Here is a 21,935-nt window from a genome sequence, read left to right on the forward strand (position 1 = left end):
CCAATTGAGGCGATTGCCGTTCACCGGGCAAACTGCGCGCGCAGACTGACCTTGCTGATCTTGCCCGTCGGCAGCCTCGGCAATTCGTCGACGAATGCAATGGCTTTCGGACATTTATAGCTCGCGATCAAGCCGCGACAGAACTCGATCAATTCGGCTTCGCCCGCTTGCTCGCCACGGCGCAACACGACGATCGCCTTGACGCACTCTCCCCACTTCTCGTGCGGCGCGCCGATCACCGCCACGTCGACGACTGCCGGATGCTGGAGCAGCGCATCTTCGACTTCACGGCTGTAGATGTTCTCGCCGCCGGAAATGATCATGTCCTTCTTGCGGTCGACGAGGAAAATGTAGCCCTCCTCGTCCTGGTAGCCCATGTCGCCCGAGCGATACCAGCCATCGCGCAGTGCTTCCACCGTCGCCACGCTGTTGTTCCAGTAGCCACTCAACTGCGTCTGCGAGCGCAGCCAGACCTCGCCGGTCTGGCCTTGCGGCAGATCGTTGCCGTGATCGTCGACGATGCGCAGGTCGATGCCGGGGCACGGGCGCCCTACCGATGCGAGACGCCGTACCTGTTCAGGGGACCCTTTGGGCTTGACCTCGTGCGCAGGCAACCAGCAGGCGTTGCTCTCGGTCATGCCGTACTGGACCGAAAACACCGGGCCGAGCACCTGAATGCCGCGCGACAGCAACGGTGCAGGCACCGGGGCTGCCGCCGTGACGATGTTTTCGATGCTGGACACGTCATAGCTCGACAGTTCGGGCACATCGAGGACCGCCTGAAGCATCGCGGCAACCATGAACGTGAAGGTGATGCGTTCTTCGGCGATCGTCTCGAGCATTTGCTTCGGCTCGAAGGTGCGATGCACGACCGTCGTGCCGCCCATCCAGGCCACCGAATTTACGAAGCCAATTCCGCCGACGTGGAACGCCGGCGTCGTCTGTAGCACGCGGGTATTGCCCGAAAACTCCGTCACCAGCGCGCAGCTTTCGGCGGTGACGCACATGGCATGGTGCGTGCGCACGACGCCCTTGGGACGCCCCGTGGTGCCGCTCGTGTACATCAGGTACGCGTAGTCTTCCGGTTTCGAACGGATCGGCGGCCCTTCCACTGGGCCGGCTTCCATCACCGCCTCGAACGAAACGGCCCATTCCGGCGCGTCGCCAATGCAGATGTACTGCTCGATTTCGGGCAGTTGCGAACGCAGTCCGTTCACGACATCGGCATACTGAGCCTCGAATACGAGCGCCTTTGGGGCCGCGTCCTTAAGAATATAAAGAATCTCCGCGGGGGCCAGCCTGAAATTGACGGTTGCCAGAATGAAGCCGGCCCACTCGCATGCACGGTAGCTCTCGTAGTACTCCGCGCAATTCATCGCGAGGATCGCAACCCGGTCCTGACGCCGCAGGCCGCGCTCATATAGCGCTCCCGACAAGCGGCGTGCGCGCTCCGCCAACTGACTGTGCGTCAGACGCCGGTCGGCGTACACGAGCGCCGTGTGGTCGGCATGCAAGCGAGCGTTTCGCTCGATCATCTCGCCAAGGGTTCTCATCTCAATCCTGTCGTTGTTTTGTCAGATCGACTGTTAGCCAGCGAGCGTCTGCGGATCGGCCAACACGGTTCCAATGAATGCGGCGAACCGCGCCGCGTCGGCTCCGTTGATCACTCGATGGTCGTAGCTGAGCGACAGGGGCAGCATCTTGCGCCAGCTGACGCCGCCGTCGTCCGCCGGCGCGGCTGCCAGCCGGGTTTTAGTCACACCGAGAATCGCCACCTCCGGCGCATTGACGATAGGCGTAAAACCAGTACCGCCAAAGCCGCCGAGCGAACTGATCGAAAAGCAACCGCCCGACATCTCTGCCATCGATAAACCCTTTTCGCGCGCCTTCTGCGAAATTGCTGCAAGTTCCACCGAGAGTTCTTCGACGCTCTTCCTGTCGCAATCGCGCAGCACCGGCACCAGCAATCCGAAGCGCGTGTCCACGGCGACCCCGATGTGGAAGTACTTCTTCAGAACGATGTTTTTGCCGTCACCGTCGAGCGACGCGTTGAATTGCGGGAACTCCTGCAAAGCCCGCACCACGGCTTTGATAAGGAAGACGAGCGGCGTCAGCTTAACCGCCGTGCTCGCCTCGTTACGGGCCTTGCGATAACTTTCGAGCGACGTAATATCAGCGTCGTCGTGGTGGGTCACATGCGGGATCGTCAGCCAGTTGCGCGACAGGAAGGCTCCTGTGAGCTTCTGGATGCGCGACACCGGCTTGACTTCCACTTCGCCGAATTCGGCGAAATCGACCTGCGGCCAAGGCGGCAGATTCGCGCCGAAAGCGGGGACTGCAGCCTCGCCGGGGCCGGTATTCACATCGGACTGCGGTCGCGTAGCAACGGATTCGACACTCATCGCGGATGCCTCTTCGAACGACTGTTGGACAGCGTGACGGCCTACGGCCAATCAGACGATTTCCGCCAGCACCGTGCCGACGGGATACACTTCGCCAACCTGGGCAACGATGCGCAGCGTGCCCGACGCGGGCGACTCGACCTCCTGAATCGATTTGTCGCTTTCGAGCGCGTAGAGAATCTGCCCTTCGCTCACGGTTGCGCCGTCGTCCGCCAGCCATTCGGCTAGCGTGCCTTCGTTCATGGAAAAGCCCAGTTTGGGAAGCAGAACTTGTGTGGTCATGGCCTTGCTCTATTGATGATGGAATTCCGGGTGTTCGTGCTGGTCATTTCAGCGTCGCGCGAACCGCCGATTCGATTTCGGCCACGCCCGGTACGAACGCGTCTTCGAGCGGCTTCGAGAACGGCACGGGGCAGAATTGCGCGCCTACGCGCTGCACGGGCGCCTTGAGCTCGCGAAAGAGGGCTTCGTAGATACGGGATGCGATTTCCGCACCCACGCCGAACGGTTTGACGGCTTCGTGCACGACAACGGCGCGCCCGGTTTTTGCAACCGAAGTCAGGATAGTTTCGGTATCCAACGGAGAGACGGTGCGCAAATCGATCACTTCGCAGGCGATACCATCTTTCGCCAGCACTTCGGCAGCAGCCATGGCTTCCTGCACGCGGCGGCTGTAGCTGATCACCGTCACGTCGGTACCCGCGCGAATCACGTTGGCTTTGCCAAGCGGAATCGCCACGCCGCGCTCCGGCGCACTGCCCGGATTCCAGTAGGTCGGCATGTTCTCGATGAAAAGGCAGGGGTCGTCATCGCGGATGCAGGACAGCATCAGGCCATACGCATCGGCAGGATTCGACGGTGTGACGACCTTGATGCCGGCAACGTGCGCAAACCAGGCCTCGAGGTAGTCGGCGTGCTGACCACCCGTGCCGAAGCCCGCACCCGTCATGGTGCGGATGACGATCGGCACATTGGTCTGTCCGCCCGACATGAACCGCAGCTTCGCGGCGTGATTCACGATCATGTCCATCGCGACGGTCGTGAAGTTCATCAGCATGATTTCCGCCACAGGACGCATCCCCGACCATCGAAGCGCCGATTGCCGCACCGATGATGGCCTGCTCCGAAATCGGCGTCGAACGCACCCGCGACGTGCCGTATTTCGACGACAGTCCCTTCGTTACGCCGACAATGCCGCCCTCCTGGCCGTCGGCAACGTCTTCACCCAGCACGATTACGTTGGCGTCGGCGGCCATCGCGTCGTCGAGCGCGAAGTTGACCGCCTGGATGGTGTTGATGTTGGTTGGCTGCTGGCTCATGCAAGCACCTCGTCCTTGAAGATGTCGCGCCGAAGCTCCGCGACATCGGGATATTCGCTCGACAGCGTGAATTCGACCGCGGCGTCGATCTGCGCCTCGTGTTCGGCTTCCATCGCAACCAGTTGCTCCTCGGTCGCATGCTTCGCATCGATGAGCCACTGACGGAACAGCGGCACCGGATCCTTCGCGAGCCAGGCGGCCTTTTCGTGCTTGTCCATATAGGCGTCCGGGTCGCCGAACACGTGCCCCTGAAAGCGGAACGTGTTCGCTTCGATCAGCGTCGGGCCGCCGCCATTGCGCGCGCGTTCGACCGCTTCGTGCGCCGCCTTGTGCATCTGAATCGGATCGTTGCCGTTCACCGTGATGCCCGGCATCTGGTACGCGACGGCGCGCTGGGCGATGTTCGGCGCGGACGTGCCATACGCGTATTTGGTGTGCTCGGCATAGCCGTTGTTCTGGCAGACGAAAATCACCGGCAACTTCCACACGGACGCCATGTTCAGCGACTCGTGGAAGGCGCCAATGTTTGATGCGCCGTCACCGAAGTAGGCCACGGCCACGCGCGATTCACCACGAATCTGCGCGGCGAGCGCAAGCCCATTTGCGATCGGCATCGAACTGCCGACAATGCCGGTCGTCACCATGACGCCCGACGCGGGATGCGTGACGTGCATCGGGCCGCCCTTGCCTTTGCAGGTCCCCGTCACTCGCCCTCCGAGCTCGGCCCAGAGTTCCTTGAGCGGCACACCTTTGGCGATCATGTCGTGGACGCCGCGGTAGATCGTGCAGATGTAGTCGTCGTCGGTGAGACACACCGACATCGCCGACGGAATCACTTCCTGGCCGCGCGGCGAGTAGTACGGCATCACCAGCTTGCCGGCCTTGATAACGGCACGAAAGCGCTCATCGTTCTGCTTGATGAGAGCCATGCGCCTGTAGATGTCGACCAGGATTTCGCTGCTGGGCGGCTGATAGGCATTCATTCGTCACTCTCCTGTGTCACCAGATCTTTTGCGCGCCGCTCGCATGCAGCGCCGCGATGTAACCGAACACGAACGATGCGCCGATGCTGCTGCCGGCGCCCGGATAACACCGGCCAACCACGGATGCCGTGCAGTTGCCGGTGGCGTACAGCCCAGGGATTTGCGAACCATCGTCCTTCAGCACGCGCCCGTATTCGTCGGTCACGAGACCGCCTGCCGTGCCCACATCCCCTGGATACATGCGCACGGCGTAGAACGGCCCCTCCTCGATCGGCCCGAGATTGGGGTTCGGTTTGATGGTCGGGTCTCCATGACAGCGATCGAATGCGCGCGAGCCGCGACCGTAATCTTCGTCGACGCCCGTTTCGCAGAAGTCGTTGAAGCGCTTGACGGTCCCGAGCAGTCCAGCACGGTCGATATTGCATTTCGCGGCCAGTTCTTCGAGCGTGTCAGCCTTGATCATGTATCCACTGTCGAGCCACTTCTGCGGAATCTGGCCCGGCATCGCCGTGCCCCACGGGTAGTACTTACGCTGCCGGCTGTCCATCACGACCCATGCGGGAACGGCCTTACCCGTCTGCTTGTGACGCTGGTACATGCGTTGACCGATTTCCATGTACGCTCCCGCTTCGTCGCAAAAGCGCTCGCCGTCCTGATCGACCATGATCGAAAACGGCAGCGACAGGTCGAGGTGATGCATGAACGGCAGCGGCGAACCATCCGGCGCGCGTGCACCTTCGGGCAGTTCCTCGTTGGGACCGAGCGACGTCACGACCCACCACGCTTCCTCCATGCAGTCCACTGCGCCGCCGAGCGCAATCGCGGCTTGCAGGATTTCACCGGTATCGCCCGGATTCGCATTGGTCCAGTCCGCGGACGACGGCTGCGGCTGGTACCTGCGGCGCATTTCCGCGTTGTGTGAAAAGCCGCCGGTATTCAGCAGGACGCCTTCGCGAGCGCGCACGCGCAACTCGCGGCCGCTGCGTACCGCGACGATGCCGGTCACGCGTCCGTCCTCGACGATGAACTCGCGCACCGGCGTGTCCGTCCAGATCGGCACGTTCGCGCGCAGCGCCATCTGCAGCATGCGCCCCTGAATCGCCGCGCCGTTGGCCACGAGTTCCTTGCCGGTGATCTTCTGATAGAGCATCCGGCCACCCAGTTGCATCGCCTTGCGCTTGCCGCCCCACGTCCGCTTCATCAGAAACAGTTGCGGATACTCGTCGGAGTTGGCCGGCATCGACGGGCCCTTGTAGCGCGACAGACGCGGCGCCCATTCGCCCAGTTCCTTCACGTCGAACAACCTGGCCAGCAGCGACCGGCCACGCGGCTCGCCGCCGGGCAGCGTGTCGTAGTAATCGGACCAGCCGTCCGCGTACACGAACTGCATCCCCTGCTGCTCGAGAAACTCGGCCATCTTCGGGCCGGTGCGCAAGTAAGCCTCGCGTCGCGCGTCAGAAGTCCCCGGCCCTTGATAAGTAACCGCCGCATCGAAGTACTGGCGTGCGCGTTCATAGGAATCGCTGACGCCGTGACGCTTCATCACATGATTGTTCGGAAGCCACCAGACCCCGCCCGAATATCCGGTCGAGCCGCCGACCTTCGCCTGCTTCTCGATGATCAGTGCTTCTTTGCCGACCGACTTGCAGGCAAGCGCCGCACACATCGAACCCCCGCCGCTGCCGACCACCACGAAGTCGTAGGTTGCGTCCCAGTTCGTCGACATCACTCATCCCGCGCGATGAATTCGCGCAGCGCGCGATGGAAGTTCGAAACCGACGATTCCTGCAGCGGATTGGTGCGCAAACCCTTGAAGCCGCGCGACTTCATGCCCTGCTGAACGTTGGTCATGTTCTGGAAGTCCTGCCACAGGATCAGGCCGAAGTTCTCCTGCGCGTTCTCCTTCCAGTCGTCCACGCCGTAATAGAACTCGCGCTTCAACGGCGGCTCCGCCCCAGGCGCGAAGCGCTGCAGCGACCAGATGTCGTAGATGCACGAATCCGGGTTGTCGCCGTCCGGCCGCGCGCGATAGAACAACGCGCCGTCCGGGTACGGCAGGAACACCAGATTCGGAAAGACGTGCCAGTCCGCTCCCGCGCGACCCAGTTGCTCGAAAGAGATCTCGGGCCAGCCCGCACCCTCGGCGATGGCCGCCTCGCGCTGAAATTCCATCGCCTTGCCAAGGACTTCGAACTGGTTACCCGACGGCGACATTTCGGTCATCAGGCGCTTCGCGGCTTCGTAATCGCGCGCGGTATTGATCGCCTTCAGAGTCTCTTCCATTACCCGGAAAAAGTTCACGAGCCCCTGGCGTACGTCTTCCGGCATCGGCTTGCCGGTTCGCGGCGAGGGCGCGCCGATCATCCGCGTCGCCGTCGAATAACCAAACATCCCATGGCGGCCATAGGAGAAACTGCGCGTCACGTCATCGCCGGCGACGTCGAGCAGTTGCGGATGGGTTGCCGCTACGTGATAACCCTCGTTGAACGCTTCGAGTGCAACCTTCCAGTTGCACGGCAGACGAATCGACTTGTACCAGCGGTAGCGCATCTTTTCGAACTCGAAGCAGTTCGTGATCTCCGGCACCGGGTCGAGAAATTTCGCGAGCGGCTCTGCGTCCGGATCCATATTGATGAACACGAACCCGCCCCACGTATCGACCAGCACGTCCGTGAGACGAAGGTCCCCGTCAGCCATGTCCGGGCAACCTTCCCAATCTTGCCTGTCGAGCACACGCGCAAGACTGCCATCCAGATTCCACTGCCAGCCGTGATAGGCGCAGTGAAATTTCGCGGCCTTGCCACAGCCATTAGTCAGGCGCCGGCCACGGTGCTGGCAGACGTTGAAGAAGGCCTTGATCTGATCTCCCGCGGTTCGCACCACGATGATCGATTCGCCGGCCACGTCGAAGGTCACGAAGTCGCCCACGTTGGGAATCTCTTCCAGACGGCAGGCGACCTGCCAGATTCGCGGCCAGAGGCGCTCTTTCTCGCGCTCGAGAAACTGCTTCGACAGGTAACTGTCCTTTGGGACAAAATCGAGGCGGACAGTGTGCTCACTCGAATCGGGACTGGTGTTACCCATTGTTATCTCCTTCGTCATATGGCCGGCGTAGGCACCGGTTCCGGCTTTTTATGTGGCGGCCGCGCAGTCGACTGCCATATTGCAACTAGCTGTTCAATTATCTTGAACAGCGTTCTGGTCGGTGTCAATCCGGGCGAACGTCAATCGAGCGCCGCGGTCATTGCCGGGACAGCGTCGAAAAGGTCGGCGCTCAGACCGTAGTCGGCCACCTGAAAGATCGGCGCCTCGCTGTCCTTGTTGATCGCGACGATGACTTTCGAGTCCTTCATACCGGCGAGGTGCTGAATCGCGCCCGAGATACCCACCGCGATATACAACTGAGGCGCGACGATCTTGCCGGTCTGGCCGACCTGATAGTCGTTCGGCACGAAGCCGGCGTCGACCGCGGCGCGCGACGCGCCGACCGCGGCGCCAAGCTTGTCCGCGAGCGCGTCGAGCAGTTTGAAGTTGTCGCCGTTCTGCATGCCTCGGCCGCCCGACACCACGATGTTGGCTGCCGCAAGCTCCGGCCGGCTCGATTTCGTCAGTTCCTGGCCGACGAAACGGGCCTTGTCGAAAGCCGCTGCGGATGCGACGGCGCGCGACGGCGCGGCGGCCGAACCGGTCGCGGCCGCATCGAAGGCGGTCGGACGAATCGTGACGACCTTGATTGCGTCGCACGATTGGACCGTGGCGAGTGCATTGCCGGCGTAGATCGGACGCACGAACACATCGGGGGCCTTGAAAGCGATCACGTCGGAAATCTGCGCGCTGTCGAGCAGCGCGGCTAGCCGCGGCATGAAGTTCTTGCCCACGGCCGTGGAGGCCGCGATCACGTGCGTATAACCGCTAGCCAGCGAAACGACGAGTGCGGCCAGATTTTCCGGCAGCCCATGCGCGTATTCGGGTGCATCCGCGACGAGCACTTCGGCGACGCCGGCAACGTTCGCGGCCTGCTCTACCACCGCCGACGCGCCGTGGCCTGCGACCAGTACATGAATGTCGCCGCCCGCAGCGCCCGCCGCCGTGATGGCGTTGAGCGTGGCGCGCTTGAGGCTTGCGTTGTCGTGTTCGGCGATAACGAGAATAGTCATGATCAGATCACCTTCGCTTCGTTACGAAGCTTTTCAATCAGCGCTGCAACATCGGGAACCATCACGCCGCCCTTACGCGCCGGCGGCTCGGTCACTTCGAGAACCTTCAGACGAGGTGCAACGTCGACCCCCAGCGCGTCGGGGCTCAGCGTCTCCAGCGGCTTCTTCTTCGCTTTCATGATGTTGGGCAGCGTCACGTAGCGCGGACTGTTCAGACGCAAGTCCGTCGTGACCACCGCCGGCAGATCGAGCGCGACACGTTCGAGTCCGCCATCGATCTCACGCGTGACGAGTAGTTGTTGACCGTCCACTTCCGTCTTGAACGCGAACGTGGCTTGCGGCCAGCCGAGCAACGCGGCGAGCTTCTGGCCGGTTTGTCCCGCGTCGTTGTCGATGGCCTGCTTGCCGAGCAGCACCAGTTGCGGAGTTTCCCGCGCGGCCACGGCGGCCAGCAGCTTGGCGACCGCGAGCGGCTGCAGATCCGCATCGCTTTCCACCAGCACCGCGCGATCAGCCCCCATCGCGAGCGCCGTGCGCAGCACCTCCTGCGATTGCGTGGTTCCCGCCGACACCACGACGACTTCACTCGCTACGCCCGCTTCCTTGAGGCGCACCGCCTCCTCCACCGCGATCTCATCGAATGGGTTCATGGCCATCTTCACGTTGGCCAGATCGACGCCCGAACCATCGGACTTCACCCGAGGTTTCACGTTGTAGTCGATCACGCGCTTCACCGCGACCAGTATTTTCAATTTGACGCTCCGAACGCTTTGTTGAACAATGTTCTATATTCTGAACTCATCTTTTTATAGCTGTCAACGAGAAGAATGAGGAGAACGTCGCTTTTCGCTCAATTCGACGCCCTCGTTCGACACCATGGAGACGACCAATGAAGCTCTATCGATGTGAACGGTTTGAAGGTATTGCGGGTCTGGCACTACGCGAGGAACCCGATCCGGCGCCGCCCGGCGCTCATCAGGTCCTGGTACAGGTCAATGCGAGTTCGTTGAATTTCCGCGAGTTGCTGCTGATCAACGGTGCGTATCGCGACTGGATGGCGCCCAACTTCATTCCGGCCTCGGACGGCGCGGGCGTCGTGCTTGCCGTCGGCCCAGGCGTGCGGCGCTTCCGACCCGGCGACCGGGTGATGGCCAATTTCGCGCAGAACTGGCACGGCGGCACCCGCCCGCAACACGCGGATACGCTGGGCCGCGGCGCTATCGTCGAAGGCATGCTGCGCGACAAGGCGGTGCTGAGCGAGGAAGAACTGGTTAGCGTTCCGGATCATCTTTCCGACGAGGAGGCCGCAACGCTGCCTTGCGCCGCGCTCACCGCATGGAACGCGCTGTGCCAGCATGCGCCGCTGCTGCCGGGCCAAACCGTGCTCGTACAGGGCTCTGGCGGGGTATCGCTGTTCGCTCTGCAGCTCGCCCGTCTGTTCGGCGCGCGCGTGATCGCGACTTCGTCGAGCGAAGCGAAGCTCAAACGGCTTGCCGAACTCGGCGCCGACGCCACGATCAACTACCGCGACACGCCGAATTGGGATGACGCCGTGCTGCGCCTGACCGATGGCTTTGGGGTCGATCTGGTCGTCGAGGTGGGCGGCGCCCAAACCTTCGGCAAGTCCATTGCCGCCACTCGCGACAGCGGGCGCATCAGCGTGGTCGGACTGCTGACCGGCGCCCCTTCTCCCGGCGAAGGATTCTTCACGCGCGGGCTGTCGATCGCGCCGATCCGCGTCGGCTCCCGTCAGGATTTCGAAGCGATGAACCGCGCGATCGGACTGCACAAGCTCAAGCCCGTCATCGACTCGGTTTATGACTTTGCGCGCGTACCGGATGCGCTGCGGCACCTCGAAAGCCAGCAGCATTTCGGCAAGATCGTCATTCGCCACCGGTAACCAGCCTTCGCATGATCCACGGAGTCAGACTATGAAACTCTTTTCACTGGAAGGACAGATTGCGCTCGTCACCGGCGCGTCGCGCGGCCTCGGTTTCGCCATGGCTAACGCGCTGGCGGCAGCGGGTGCGACGGTGATACTGTGCGCGCGTTCGCGCGCGAGCCTCGAAACCGCTGCGGAATCGATTCGTAAAGCGGGCGGCGACGTCGATATCGAACCGTTCGACCTCACCGATCAGGGCGCAATCAGAAACGGCGTTCGCAACGTCCTTGCACGCCACGGACGCATCGACGTCCTGCTCAACAATGCCGGCATTTGCGAGTGGAGTGATTTTCTGCAGTCGAACCTCGACATGTGGCAAAGAACGATGGATACCAACGTCACGGCCGCCTACGTGCTCGCGCAGGAAGTTGCGCGCCCGATGATCGAACGCGGACACGGACGCATCATCAACGTCGGGTCTTATGTGTCGGTGCTCGGTCGCGAGAAGCTGCAGGCATACGTGGCCAGCAAGCACGCGATTGCCGGACTGACGAAATCGCTCGGCGCGGAACTGGGCCGACACGGCATTCGTTGCAACGGCATCTGCCCCGGCTACTTTCTCACCGAAATGGCCGAGCCCGTCACGTCCAACCCGCAGATGAAGGAAATCGTGCGTTCGCATATCTCGGTGGGACGCTGGGGGAACCCCGAGGAACTCGGCGGCGTCGCGGTTTTTCTCGCCTCCGAAGCGAGCTCCTACATGAATGGGCAAATGCTGATGGTCGACGGCGGGGTCTCGGAGATCCTGAGCTTCTCGATGTCCGTGGTGTAGCGCAACGAGTGGCTCGCCCCAACGCGCCGCGTGACCTGCAGGCAACCCGGCCCGCTATCTCCATAGATAGCGGGCCAATTCTTTTGTCCTGCCAGGGTGCCGCGCGAAGAGCGGCACCCGTTCCGCAGTCACGACCGCAGCGTTGCCTCACCGCTACAGGCCTCGACCTTCGTGGAACCGGCGGCGCCGCCCTTCGCCACTGCTTTACGCGAAATGCCTTGCAGCAGGAAATGCGACAGCGCCGGAATGAGGATCAGCGCGCCGATCATGTTCCACAGGAACATGAACGTGAGCAGGATGCCCATATCGGCCTGGAACTTGATCGGCGAGAACGCCCACGTTATGACGCCGGCAGCCAACGTCACACCGACCAGCGCCACGACCTTCCCGGTGAACTGCACCGCGTGCCGATAGGCTACACGCAGCGGCTGCCCAGCGCGCTGATACGCGAGCTGCACACTCAGCAGATAGAGCGCATAGTCGACGCCGATGCCCACGCCCAGCGCGATCACCGGCAGCGTTGCCACCTTCACGCCGATGCCGAGCTTGACCATCAGCGCCTCGCACAGCACCGACGTGATCCCGAGCGGCACGACCGCCACCACGACCGCGCGCCAGCTGCGGAACGTGATGAAGCACAGCAGGATCACCGCTGCATACACCATCAACAGCATCGTGCGGTTCGCCTTGGCAACAACGACGTTCGTCACCGCGTCGATGCCCGCCGACCCGGCCACCATCAGGAACTGATGATCGGCGTCGCTATGGGTTTTCGCGAATGCCTCTGCAGCCTCCATCACGCGCGACAGCGTCGCCGCTTTGTGATCGGTCAGATAGGCGATGACCGGTGCGGTGCCGCAGGTCTGGCTCAGCAGATCAGGATGATCGAGCAGGATCTGCCACACCGTCTTGTTCACGATCGAAGGCACGCGGTCGATCGTGTACCACTTCGGGTAGCCCTCGTAGAACCCGGACGTCATCCAGCGCGCGAGACCGCCGACCGAGGTGGTGGTCTGCACCCCCGGCACACCCCGCAGTGCGGTTTCGAGCCGGTCCGCCTCGAGCACCAGCGGGAAGTTGTTGGCGTCGCAGGTGCCGTGCGACGACTTGCCGATCACGACGAACAGGTCGCTCGACAGACCGTAGTGCGCGTTGGTGTACGCGTTGTCGAGGTTATAACGCGACTCCGGCCTGAGTTCCGGCGCGCCCGAATCGAGGTCGCCGATCTGCAGGTGCTGACTGATCGACCAGCCGAACACCGTGAGCGCCGCCGCACAAACGATCGCACCGACGGCCCAGCGGCGCTCGGTGAAGCGATCGAGCAGATTCCACAACGCGCCCGCCGACGAGGTGCCGCGCGCGTCGTTCTGCTCGCCACGCACGCTGCGTCGTGCAGCCGACGGACTCACACCAATATATGACAGTAGTACCGGCAGCAGCAGCAGGTTGGTGAAGACCAGCACGCCCACGCCAACGCTCGCGGTAAATGCCAGATCCTTGATTACCGGAATGTCGATCACCATCAGCACGGCAAAGCCAACCACGTCCGCGAGCAACGCCGTGAGACCGGCGAGGAAAAGCCGCCGGAACGTGTAGCGCGCCGCCACGTAGCGATGCGTGCCACGCCCGATGTCCTGCGTGATCCCGTTCATCTTCTGCGCGCCGTGCGAGACGCCGATCGCGAAAACGAGAAACGGTACGAGCACCGAGTATGGGTCCAGCACATAGCCGAGCGTGCGAATGATGCCGAGCTGCCAGACCACCGCAATCAGCGAACACCCCACCACCAGCAGCGTGCTGCGATAGCAGCGCGTATAGAGAAAGATCACGACGAGGGCGATCCCCGCGGCCACGCCGAAGTACATCGCTACCAGCTTGAGTCCGTCGATCAGGTCGCCGATCAGTTTCGCGAAGCCCACCACGTGAACCCGGACCTCGCCGCGGCCCTCCGCTTTGATGACCTCGTCGATGCGGTGCGAGAGCTTCGCGTAGTCGAGCGGCTTGCCGGTATCGGCGTAATGATCGAGCAGCGGCAGCTGGATCATGCTCGAATGCAGATCGTTCGACACGAGGCTGCCCACGATGTTGGCGCGGGCAACGTTGGTGCGCAGCTGTTCGACTGCCTGCGCGGACGCGTCGAAGCCGTCCGGCATCACCGGTCCCCCTGCGAAGCCGCGCTCCGTGACCACGTTCCAGCGCACGATCGGCATCCAGAGCGACTTCACGCCAGGCCGGTCGACGCCCGGAATCAGGAACAACGCGTCGTTGATACGCCGCAGCGCCGCGAGATATTTCGGATCGTAGATGTCACCCGACGGATTCTCGACGACGATCCGCAGCGAATTGCCGAGTCCTTTCAGATCCGCCTTGTTGGCGAGGTAGTTTTTGATGTACGGATGCGACAGCGGAATCATCTTCTCGAAGCTCGCATTCACATCGAGCCGCAGCGCCTGAAATCCCAGCACCGCCGTGATGATCGCGCAGATGATGATGAGCCACGGACGCCGGTTGAAGATCAACCGCTCGAGCGCGTTACCCGAGCGCGTATCGAAGCTGGCAAGATCCGCCACCACGGGCATCTTGTCGAATTGGGCATTGTTGCCGCCAGCCATGTCTGCTCCCCCTAGTGCAACTTCGACAATGCGATCCGCGACAGGCCGGCCGCACCGGCCAGCACCGCGGTGTCGCCGCGCAGCGCCATGGCGAAGATGCCGCCCGGCTGGCTCGCGCCGAGTGTATGAAACGTTGCCCCCTGGTCGACGCTCTCGAGCAGCTCGCCCGCCTGGGTCGCGAGAATAAGGTGACCGTTCGGCAGTTCAGCCGAAGCGAGAATGCTCGCGCCGGTCGGCAGCGTGATCTTGTCCCACGTCGCGCCGCCGTCGGTGGAGCGATACGCGTTGCCGAGCAGACCGTAGACGATCAGCGCGTCGCCCGACGAAGCGAGACCGAAAAAGCTGCCCTTCGAAGGCGTCGGCACCGCGACGAAACGCTGCTTGTCGGGATCGAGCCTGAGCAGCAAGCCCTGCTCGCCCGCGATATAAAGCGTCCCGTTGATGCGGCGCATCGCATGCAGATTCAGTGCGTTGGGATTGTCAACTCGATCGAACCAGGGCACCCAGCTCTTGCCGCCGTCGTCGGTATGAAAAATGATGTTGAACGAACCGATGACCCAGCCGGAACGCTCGTCATCGAACCAGACGTCGAGAAACGGACGGCCTCCCTGGTCTGCTTCAAAGCGCTCGGCCTCTTCGCGCGATGCCTTGAGATCAGGTGAATCGCCGTGTTGCTTCGCGTAGTACTCGCTCATCAGCCTGGCCGCCTGCTGGCCGTCGAGCTGTCGCGTCCAGCTATTGCCACCGTCGGTGGTATGGAGCACCTCGCCGTCGTGTCCGACCGCCCAGCCCTGCGCGGCCGACTTGAACGTAACGGCCACCAGATCGGAACTCACCGGCACCTGTACCTGGCGCCAGTGCACGGCGGCGTCGTCCGATACGAGGATTGCTCCGCGCGGACCTACCGCGACCAGGCGCTGTCCGGCCTGCGCCAGCGCCATCAGCGGTTCATGCGCGGCCTGCGGGTTGATGACGGCGGGCGAGCGCATCGGGTCGGCGAATTCGGCGTAGACCGACCCGCTCGCGGCGCATGCCGCGGCGACGATTGCCAGCCAACGAAACAGGGTCTTGCGCATTGTGTCTCCTTCACAGTAACTGGCGATCGATCACGCGAACAGTTCTGAGCTTTTTATGAAAACTTCTTTGTGCGCCATGCCATAGCCGGCACGGCGCACGTGCTGCGCCCTTCCTTGTGCCCGCCAGGCAAGCCGGGCAGGACGCATCACTCAATACCTCATCCTCAACTCGGCGCGCAATTAGCGCACACCCGCGGATTGCATACGCTCCGGCGTGAAGTAGTCATTTGGGAAATTCACGTTGAAGAAAATCCCGGGCGAGTCCGCCGGATGGCTGCCGAAGATATAAATGCCGCTGTTGAAGTCGTAGAACCAGTTACCGAGCGAATACGGCACCTTGTAGTCGTACGCTGGAACCGTGGTCTCAAAGCCGGCCCGATAGAGCTTGCCGGACTGGTCGTAGGCATCCATCATTCCCCCGCCGCCATCCTCGTCGAAGTACAGCGTCTTCTTGCTGTAGATGTGACGCGCGCCCGGCTTGAGCGTCAGCTCCACGACCCATACGCGGTGCAGCTCCCACCGGACATAATCGGGATTCACGAAATGCGGCGTGGTGATCTTGCTGGCCGGCGTGTCGTACTGCTGCTTGTAGTCGTTGTACGGAATGTACATTTCCTTCTTGCCGACCAGCTTCGCGTTCCAGCGATCGATCTTGCCGTAGAACAACTGGATGTCGTCCATCGTGATCGCGCCGGAATAGCCGGGGTTCGGCGTGTCGTAGGCGAGATCGGGCGCCACGCGCACGCGGCGTTGGCCCGGGTTGTATTCCCACGATTGCTGATCGTGATCGGCCGAATCCGTGAAGTACCAGAAGAGCGTCGTGTCGCCAATCAGGCGGGCCGGCGACGCGTAGTCGTTATATACCTGATACCAGATCGCGAGGGGGCCCTTCTTGCGAAACTCCGCTTCGTCCTTCGGCTCGAAATACGGATAGAGCAGCGAACTCTTGAACTGCGCAGCAAGAATCGGCGTGCCGCTCGAATCGACGAGCCACGTCTTCACGTTGTTTTTCTGGGCCGTTCCGACGTAGCGTAATTCCCAGTCCCACAGCGCCTCCTGACCGTTTTTCGGCACCGGGAACGGCTTGCCGCCGAACGCCCCATCGATATAAAGGCCGTTTTTTTCGAGCTTGGCACTTTCCGCGTCCTTTTCCGAGTTCTGGAGATACCAGTCCGGATACGAAACCGAGCGGTGCGTCGGGTAAACGTCCATCCGGTAAGTCGGATAGCGCTTGAACAGCTCGATCGAGGCGGCGCTCAGTTTGTCGGCGTATTGCTGATAGTTCTGAGCCGTGATTTGCAGAACCGGCTTTTCACCGGGAAACGGGTCGGCCCATTTTCCGGAGTCGGCCTTGAACCCGGTCGGAAAGTCCTTGATGCCCCCCGTGTAGGCCGGAATCGTGCCGTCCTTGTTGCCGGCAATTTCCGCGCCGAACGGCGTGATCCCACTCTCGATCGCCAGCGTATACGGTGAGGCCCAAACCGCGGCGAGTATCGCCAGCGCCTTAAGAAGCTTTGGGAAACTTTTCACACGTGCCTCCATCATCAAAACGTTGTCTGATAGGTGATGCCGATCCACGACTTGTCGCTGTACGGTGCACCGAGCGCCGTCGCGGCTCCCGCCGTTGAGTACCCCTTCTTGTTCATGTAGTAGGTGTAGGTAATGTCCACCTCATGCTTGTTGTAGATCGTGAAATCAAGCCCGACCACGAAGGTGTTCTGCCCCTGTGCTTCGGCCGCTGGCGCGATGACAGATGAGTAGCCCTTCAGATTCAGATTAACGAACAGCGGCATCGTCAAATCAACCCCAGGGAATACCTGATACCACTGCGGGCTCGCACCAATGCCGATCCCGGCCCAGAAGCGCGTCGAGCAGTTGTTAAACGCGGAGTTGCCCGATGCCGAACATTGGCCCGTGGTGTCATAGCTGGAGTTGGCAAAATTCCGCGCATTCGATTGCACGCTTAGCAGCTGGTTGAACGCGAATTCCGCCTGCAGGAACATGTTGTCCCACATGGGCGTCTTGCCGAACGACTGCGTGACGTTCAGCAGACCGTGCAGCGTGCGACCCGTCGGCGCATCGTTGACCGTCGTCGTGTTGACGGCATTGAGTGGCATGTTCCAGCGATACGACAGCTCGCCTGCCACTGCCGCGCTGCCGATCGCACTGTTGAAGCCAGCGCCGATCAGGTTCACGTCGTTGCCGTACTTCGCCGTAACACCGGGAAGGTTGGTGCCCGGGAAGAGTTCGGGTCCGGCACCCGGGAGTAGCACCGCCGCCCACGGCATCTTCATGGCGAAGTGGCGGTACGTAAATTCATAGGTCGTAGCGATCGAATCGACACGCCACTTGCCGTCGATGCCGATATCGCCGATCTGGCCTTTCGTCGGCGCGATGCGCGGAATCGCGAATGTGCCCAGCCCCGGAATGTTTTGGTAGCTGGCGATCGGAGGGCCGTAAAGAATAGGATCGGCACCGCCGAAATATGTGCCGCCTTCAGGCAGCCGATCGTGATTCCATTCGAACGTGTACTGCGCGCCGAGAGAGAACGTGTCGGTAATGCTCGTCGTCACGTTGGCCTGAGCCGTCGGCAACACGATTTCCTTGAGCGAAGCGCTCGGGCTCTGCGTCAGTTTCATCAGGTCGAGCGGCTGCTGACCGATGGCCACCGAGTTCGCGCCACCCAGCGTAGCAAACGCCGACTGCCCCCAGGTGACTGCCGTCCGGCCGAGCTTGACGTTGACAGAGTGACCACCGAGGTCAAAAGTGTGGAACACGAACGCATCACGCAGCTCGGCGCTCGGCCCCTGGTAGTACTTCTTGATGTAGCTGGTGTACTCGTTGTTCGGATAGTTCGGAGGAAATGCAGGATTGCTCGTATTGTGATTCTTGAACGTCGGGTCGTACCACGCGTCCATACTGATGCGGAAGCCGGACGTGTCCTTGTACTTGAAATCGAATTCGCTGTAGAGGTTCAGCATCGACTGGATCGTGCTGAACTTCGGCGTCGATAGATCGCCCTCGTCGTAGGTCGGGCTGTTCGTGTAGAAGTGGCTCGGGTTCTGAAGCCGGATGCCGTAGTCCGCACGCACCGTGTTGTCCCATTCCATGTCGATGTCCGGGTTCGGCACATCGAAGTGGAAGGCGTTGGCGTTCGCGCTCCACAACCCGCACGCTGCAGCGATGCAGGTCGCGTGCACGCCAAGGCTGATCGCACCTGGCTTTAGACTCTTCTGTTTCATGCGTCTCCTCTTGTCTTTGTCGCGCTGCCGCAGAAAAGGCCCAGGCCGTTGGACTGCCGCAGACTTTTGCAATGAAGCGAAACCGGCCTCCCTACCTCGTCAGCATCGCGCCTCGGATACCTCCCACAGCGCCACCAGAATGCGAATGCTGTTCGGAAAGATAAACGCTCGAAACTCGACTGTCAACGCTCGCTCACCCCTAAGTGATGCAATTTTCCGAACGACGTTCAAAATGAGGGGTAAACGTGGATTTGAGTTTGGTGATGAACTCGAAGCGGTCCGCGCATGACCAGGGTCGCAGTGGTGCCCAATGCGTGCAGAGCGCGTGACGCTGACGAGACAGTGGCGACGCTTGCATTTGCGAAGTGTCCGATTCGACTGCGCAGATTGACGATGCAAACCATGGATGGCTTTCGGAACACCGTCCGAGCCGATGATGAATCGATAGGCAGGCCGGGCGCAGCCCGGATTCTTCGATTCTAGTCCGGTACGCGGTACAGGCCACGATGAGCCGGCCTTTCCGTCTTTCCATTCAAGCGCGAAAGCAGGACGAATCGCAGAAGCAGCCGAAAACGCTTGTGCGATCGGATCAGTTTCCTTTGCAGTCCTTTTATATAGGCTGTTCATGGACCGCGATCAGACGAATCCCTTATCCCGTTCCTGCGTAGAAGTGCCTTTCTGGTTTGCGGGGAGGAGGCGGGAACACGCGCCATGCCCCGTCGTCGTGCCGAAAGAAGAATATCGCGAGGGAGTTCTCAGCGGCGGACGACCGCGCAAGTACACACCTCGTCTGGCCTGAATTTGCGAAAGTACATCGGGTGATGTGCACCGAGGTGGTTGCAGTGGGCGCAATCCACTTGTCGATCAGCCAACGCAAAGAACCTTCCCCAACCTTCATGTCCAGCTCCTTCTACCGCCCTGTGCGCGCTGCTGACATCACAACCACGAACGCAAATTGGCGACTCTAACCGGCCAACCCCAAACCCTGCGGATCTGCTGCTTCGGCTTGCGACACACGGGAATGGTCGGTTTCCGGCGTAATGTGTCGATTGACTAAATAGTAGTAGTCAGCCGACCCATTATCAAGCCCAGATGACACCAGGGGAAATGCTGGTATGGACAAATCTACCCTTTATTCGGGTAGGATATGTGATGCCGCGAGTGACTGGATCAGGCTTTAGCTAAAAGCTAATTAGTCAGAAGACGCATATTTATTCGTCATCCGACTATCATCAGGTCAATGCCGGCGCTGCGCGATCAGGATCGAACGCCGTTCGTATCAGGCGGGGTATAGCCCGCAGATACACATCCCGGACTGGCAACAAGCGCGAGGGCAGCAGACGCCAAGGAGAGCACAACAGATGAAAGACCTGACCATCTCATCGGCAGACCTCGGCAACACGGCAGCAGACGGGCCCAGACGGCGCGGGAACAGAACGACCCGCGTGCCCGCCATCATCGAAGTGGCGATCGAGGTCTTCGCATCCGAAGGTAACGCTGGTTTCACTCAACGCCGAATTGCCAGCGAGGCAGGGATTCGACTGAGGACCTTGCAGCACTACTTCAGCACTCGCGAAGAACTATTGCGGGCCACGATCGAGGCATACACGGATCGCTATTTCGAGCACTATCGGACGATCGCCCAAGACCAATCCCGTCCACCGGAGGCGCGACTGGATGTCATCGTCGACGAGGCGTTCTCCGTACTGACGGCGACCGGCGGAAATCGCGTTAGCGCCTTTGTGCTGGAATCCTGGAGTCTCGCAGAGCACGAGCCCTTTCTGCATGCCCTGATGGCGAAATCTACTGCGGATTTTCAGGGTCTCCTGGCGGAACTGATCGCGCAGATCAGCCCAACCTTGCCCTCGGGAGAATGCACGTTGCGCGGCGCCCTACTCCTTTCACATCTGCAAGGTCTGGTCGTCTTTCTTCGCCGGTCCGACGCGGACACATTTAATGCGGACTCATTCCGTCACGCCATGAAGGTCGTCTGGCGAGCGTTGAGCAAGGCATCTCCGTAAAACTGCAAGGCAGCTGCTTGTGCCAGAATCGCGCCCGGCCCGGATGGAGCGGTCGGCGCCATGTGACGGGCGCACTGAGCCGCAGATCGCCTTCTACAGACGCACATGATCACAATGGCCAGCTCAGGCCATCGTGACCGATCCTCAGCGGACTACGTCCCAGACAAGAGGCAAGTGGTATAGCGTGCCGTTCACACCTCCGTGGACACCCGCTTTCTCGCCAGGCTTGATCTGGAAATCGGGAATCCGCTTAAGCCATTCCTGAAGGAAAACCTTCAACTCCACGCGCGCAAGGAACGAGCCGGGACAACGATGCGCGCCATTGCCGAACGTCGAATGAATCGGCGTAGGCCGAGCGAAATCGACGCTCAGCGGATCGTCGAACTTTCTCTCGTCCAGACCGTGCAGTGTGGTCGGCATGATGATCATGTCACCCGCCTTCATCTGCACGCCCTTGTACTCGAAATCGTGTGTGATCCGCCGCCCTTGATTGACCACCGGGAAGCGCCGCAGAAGCTCGTCCACGGCCTTCTGCGTCAGTTCGGGGTTATCGATGAGCTGCTTGCGGTGGGCCGGGCTCCCGGCGAGGAATCGCGCGATAAAGCCCATTGCCGAGGCAACCGTGTCGAGGCCGCCAATCAGCACGAGACCACAGAGCCCCCGCACTTCTTCGTCGGTGAGCGCGCGCCCGTCGATCTTCGAATGGACGATCTTGCTGATGAGATCGTCACCCGGGTTCGCGCGGCGTTCCGCAATCTTCACCCCCAGGTACTGAAAGATCGCACCGAGCGCCTTGAGCTTCTCGTTGGCATCGACCGGGCGGACCATCTTGTCAGCGAGGCCGAGCAAGTACTCGCGATCCTCGGCGGGCAGCGCCACCATGTTCATGAAAATGCCGATCGGAAGATGCTGCGCAAACCCCGATACGAATTCCACCTCGCCCTTAGGATAAAAGCCGTCGATCAGTTCGATCGCCATTTCGCGCGCCTTCTCCTCGAGCTTGCCGATTGCCTGCGGCATGAACGCGGGCGCGATCAGCGCGCGATAGGCGGTGTGCTGCGGAGGATCGAAGAAGATCGGCGGCAACGGTTGATGCTCGACGAGCGGCACTGTCAGCTGCTTCGACGAGAAATTCTCGTAGTCCTTGAGGATCTGATAGATGTCATCGCCGCGCGTCGCGATCCAGTGTCCGCCGTTGCGGGGTGTCCAGAGAATGTCGGGAATGCCTTCGGCGTGCAACTGCTTGAGCGAGAGATGGTAGTCGTCTTCGGCACCCGGCGGATTGTAGATATCGATGTCGAACACTCGTTCAGGCAATACGTGCGCGGGAATTGGCGCCAGATCCGGAGTCCCGCCATGAGCAGCTACTGACATTAGTTGTCTCCTTTCTTCGAATCGACCGGTATGGG

At 61.4% G+C, this 21,935-nt stretch carries 16 protein-coding genes and 1 pseudogene; 3 read left to right on the forward strand and 14 right to left on the reverse strand.

Annotated features, from left to right (window positions below; translation table 11 throughout):
* Nucleotides 1-20: 20 nt before the first annotated feature.
* The 9 genes and pseudogenes from OKW26_RS01990 to OKW26_RS02030 all read right to left on the reverse strand — a co-directional run bounded on the left by OKW26_RS01990 (nt 21) and on the right by OKW26_RS02030 (nt 9,613).
* Nucleotides 21-1,553 (reverse strand): class I adenylate-forming enzyme family protein, encoded by a 1,533-nt coding sequence (locus OKW26_RS01990; RefSeq protein ID WP_429352507.1) that lies wholly within the window; start codon nt 1,551-1,553, stop codon nt 21-23.
* Between the two features lie 33 nt (nt 1,554-1,586).
* On the reverse strand, nt 1,587-2,402 hold the full coding sequence (locus OKW26_RS01995; RefSeq protein ID WP_429352508.1) for a 2-oxo acid dehydrogenase subunit E2: 816 nt from the start codon (nt 2,400-2,402) through the stop codon (nt 1,587-1,589).
* A gap of 51 nt (nt 2,403-2,453) precedes the next feature.
* A complete protein-coding gene (locus OKW26_RS02000) occupies nt 2,454-2,684 on the reverse strand; it encodes a biotin/lipoyl-containing protein (protein ID WP_018425497.1) in 231 nt (76 codons plus the stop codon).
* Between the two features lie 43 nt (nt 2,685-2,727).
* Nucleotides 2,728-3,721, reverse strand: a pseudogene (locus OKW26_RS02005) (alpha-ketoacid dehydrogenase subunit beta).
* Nucleotides 3,718-4,704 (reverse strand): thiamine pyrophosphate-dependent dehydrogenase E1 component subunit alpha, encoded by a 987-nt coding sequence (locus tag OKW26_RS02010; RefSeq protein WP_429352509.1) that lies wholly within the window; start codon nt 4,702-4,704, stop codon nt 3,718-3,720. Before OKW26_RS02010 ends, OKW26_RS02005 begins: the two are co-directional and overlap by 4 nt.
* Nucleotides 4,705-4,720: 16 nt before the next feature.
* Nucleotides 4,721-6,430, reverse strand: coding sequence for an FAD-binding protein (locus tag OKW26_RS02015; RefSeq protein WP_429352510.1), 1,710 nt, complete (start codon nt 6,428-6,430; stop codon nt 4,721-4,723).
* On the reverse strand, nt 6,430-7,788 hold the full coding sequence (locus tag OKW26_RS02020; RefSeq protein ID WP_429352511.1) for an aromatic ring-hydroxylating oxygenase subunit alpha: 1,359 nt from the start codon (nt 7,786-7,788) through the stop codon (nt 6,430-6,432). The genes OKW26_RS02015 and OKW26_RS02020 overlap by 1 nt, the downstream gene beginning before the upstream one ends.
* A gap of 140 nt (nt 7,789-7,928) precedes the next feature.
* On the reverse strand, nt 7,929-8,861 hold the full coding sequence (locus OKW26_RS02025) for an electron transfer flavoprotein subunit alpha/FixB family protein (RefSeq protein ID WP_429352512.1): 933 nt from the start codon (nt 8,859-8,861) through the stop codon (nt 7,929-7,931).
* Between the two features lie 2 nt (nt 8,862-8,863).
* Nucleotides 8,864-9,613, reverse strand: a complete 750-nt coding sequence (locus OKW26_RS02030; RefSeq protein WP_018425503.1) for an electron transfer flavoprotein subunit beta/FixA family protein — start codon at nt 9,611-9,613, stop codon at nt 8,864-8,866.
* A 137-nt stretch (nt 9,614-9,750) separates the two neighbouring features.
* Here OKW26_RS02030 and OKW26_RS02035 point away from each other — a divergent pair, with 137 nt between their 5' ends.
* Both OKW26_RS02035 and OKW26_RS02040 read left to right on the forward strand, forming a co-directional pair.
* Entirely contained in the window at nt 9,751-10,761 is a 1,011-nt protein-coding gene (locus tag OKW26_RS02035; RefSeq protein ID WP_184061948.1) for a zinc-dependent alcohol dehydrogenase family protein, read from the forward strand.
* 31 nt (nt 10,762-10,792) lie between these two features.
* Entirely contained in the window at nt 10,793-11,575 is a 783-nt protein-coding gene (locus OKW26_RS02040; RefSeq protein ID WP_429352513.1) for an SDR family oxidoreductase, read from the forward strand.
* A gap of 128 nt (nt 11,576-11,703) precedes the next feature.
* Here the strand turns inward: OKW26_RS02040 and OKW26_RS02045 are convergent, their stop codons facing one another.
* The 4 genes from OKW26_RS02045 to OKW26_RS02060 form a co-directional block, all read right to left on the reverse strand.
* Nucleotides 11,704-14,187 (reverse strand): efflux RND transporter permease subunit, encoded by a 2,484-nt coding sequence (locus tag OKW26_RS02045; protein WP_429352514.1) that lies wholly within the window; start codon nt 14,185-14,187, stop codon nt 11,704-11,706.
* 11 nt (nt 14,188-14,198) lie between these two features.
* Nucleotides 14,199-15,263 carry a WD40/YVTN/BNR-like repeat-containing protein gene (locus OKW26_RS02050; protein WP_429352515.1) on the reverse strand — a complete coding sequence of 355 codons (1,065 nt, stop codon included), beginning with the start codon at nt 15,261-15,263 and terminating at the stop codon, nt 14,199-14,201.
* A 180-nt stretch (nt 15,264-15,443) separates the two neighbouring features.
* Nucleotides 15,444-16,793, reverse strand: a complete 1,350-nt coding sequence (locus OKW26_RS02055) for a DUF1329 domain-containing protein (RefSeq protein ID WP_311734815.1) — start codon at nt 16,791-16,793, stop codon at nt 15,444-15,446.
* A gap of 14 nt (nt 16,794-16,807) precedes the next feature.
* A complete protein-coding gene (locus tag OKW26_RS02060) occupies nt 16,808-18,505 on the reverse strand; it encodes a DUF1302 domain-containing protein (RefSeq protein WP_429352516.1) in 1,698 nt (565 codons plus the stop codon).
* 1,361 nt (nt 18,506-19,866) lie between these two features.
* Here OKW26_RS02060 and OKW26_RS02065 point away from each other — a divergent pair.
* On the forward strand, nt 19,867-20,526 hold the full coding sequence (locus OKW26_RS02065; RefSeq protein ID WP_429352517.1) for a TetR/AcrR family transcriptional regulator: 660 nt from the start codon (nt 19,867-19,869) through the stop codon (nt 20,524-20,526).
* Nucleotides 20,527-20,670: 144 nt separating this feature from the next.
* On the opposite strand, the gene OKW26_RS02070 is transcribed toward OKW26_RS02065, so the two are convergent.
* Complete coding sequence (locus OKW26_RS02070; RefSeq protein ID WP_429352518.1) at nt 20,671-21,900, reverse strand: cytochrome P450; 1,230 nt, start codon at nt 21,898-21,900, stop codon at nt 20,671-20,673.
* Nucleotides 21,901-21,935 lie beyond the last annotated feature (35 nt).

It is taken from the genome of Paraburkholderia sp. 32 (assembly GCF_050435345.1).
GTDB classification, from domain to species: domain Bacteria; phylum Pseudomonadota; class Gammaproteobacteria; order Burkholderiales; family Burkholderiaceae; genus Paraburkholderia; species Paraburkholderia tuberum.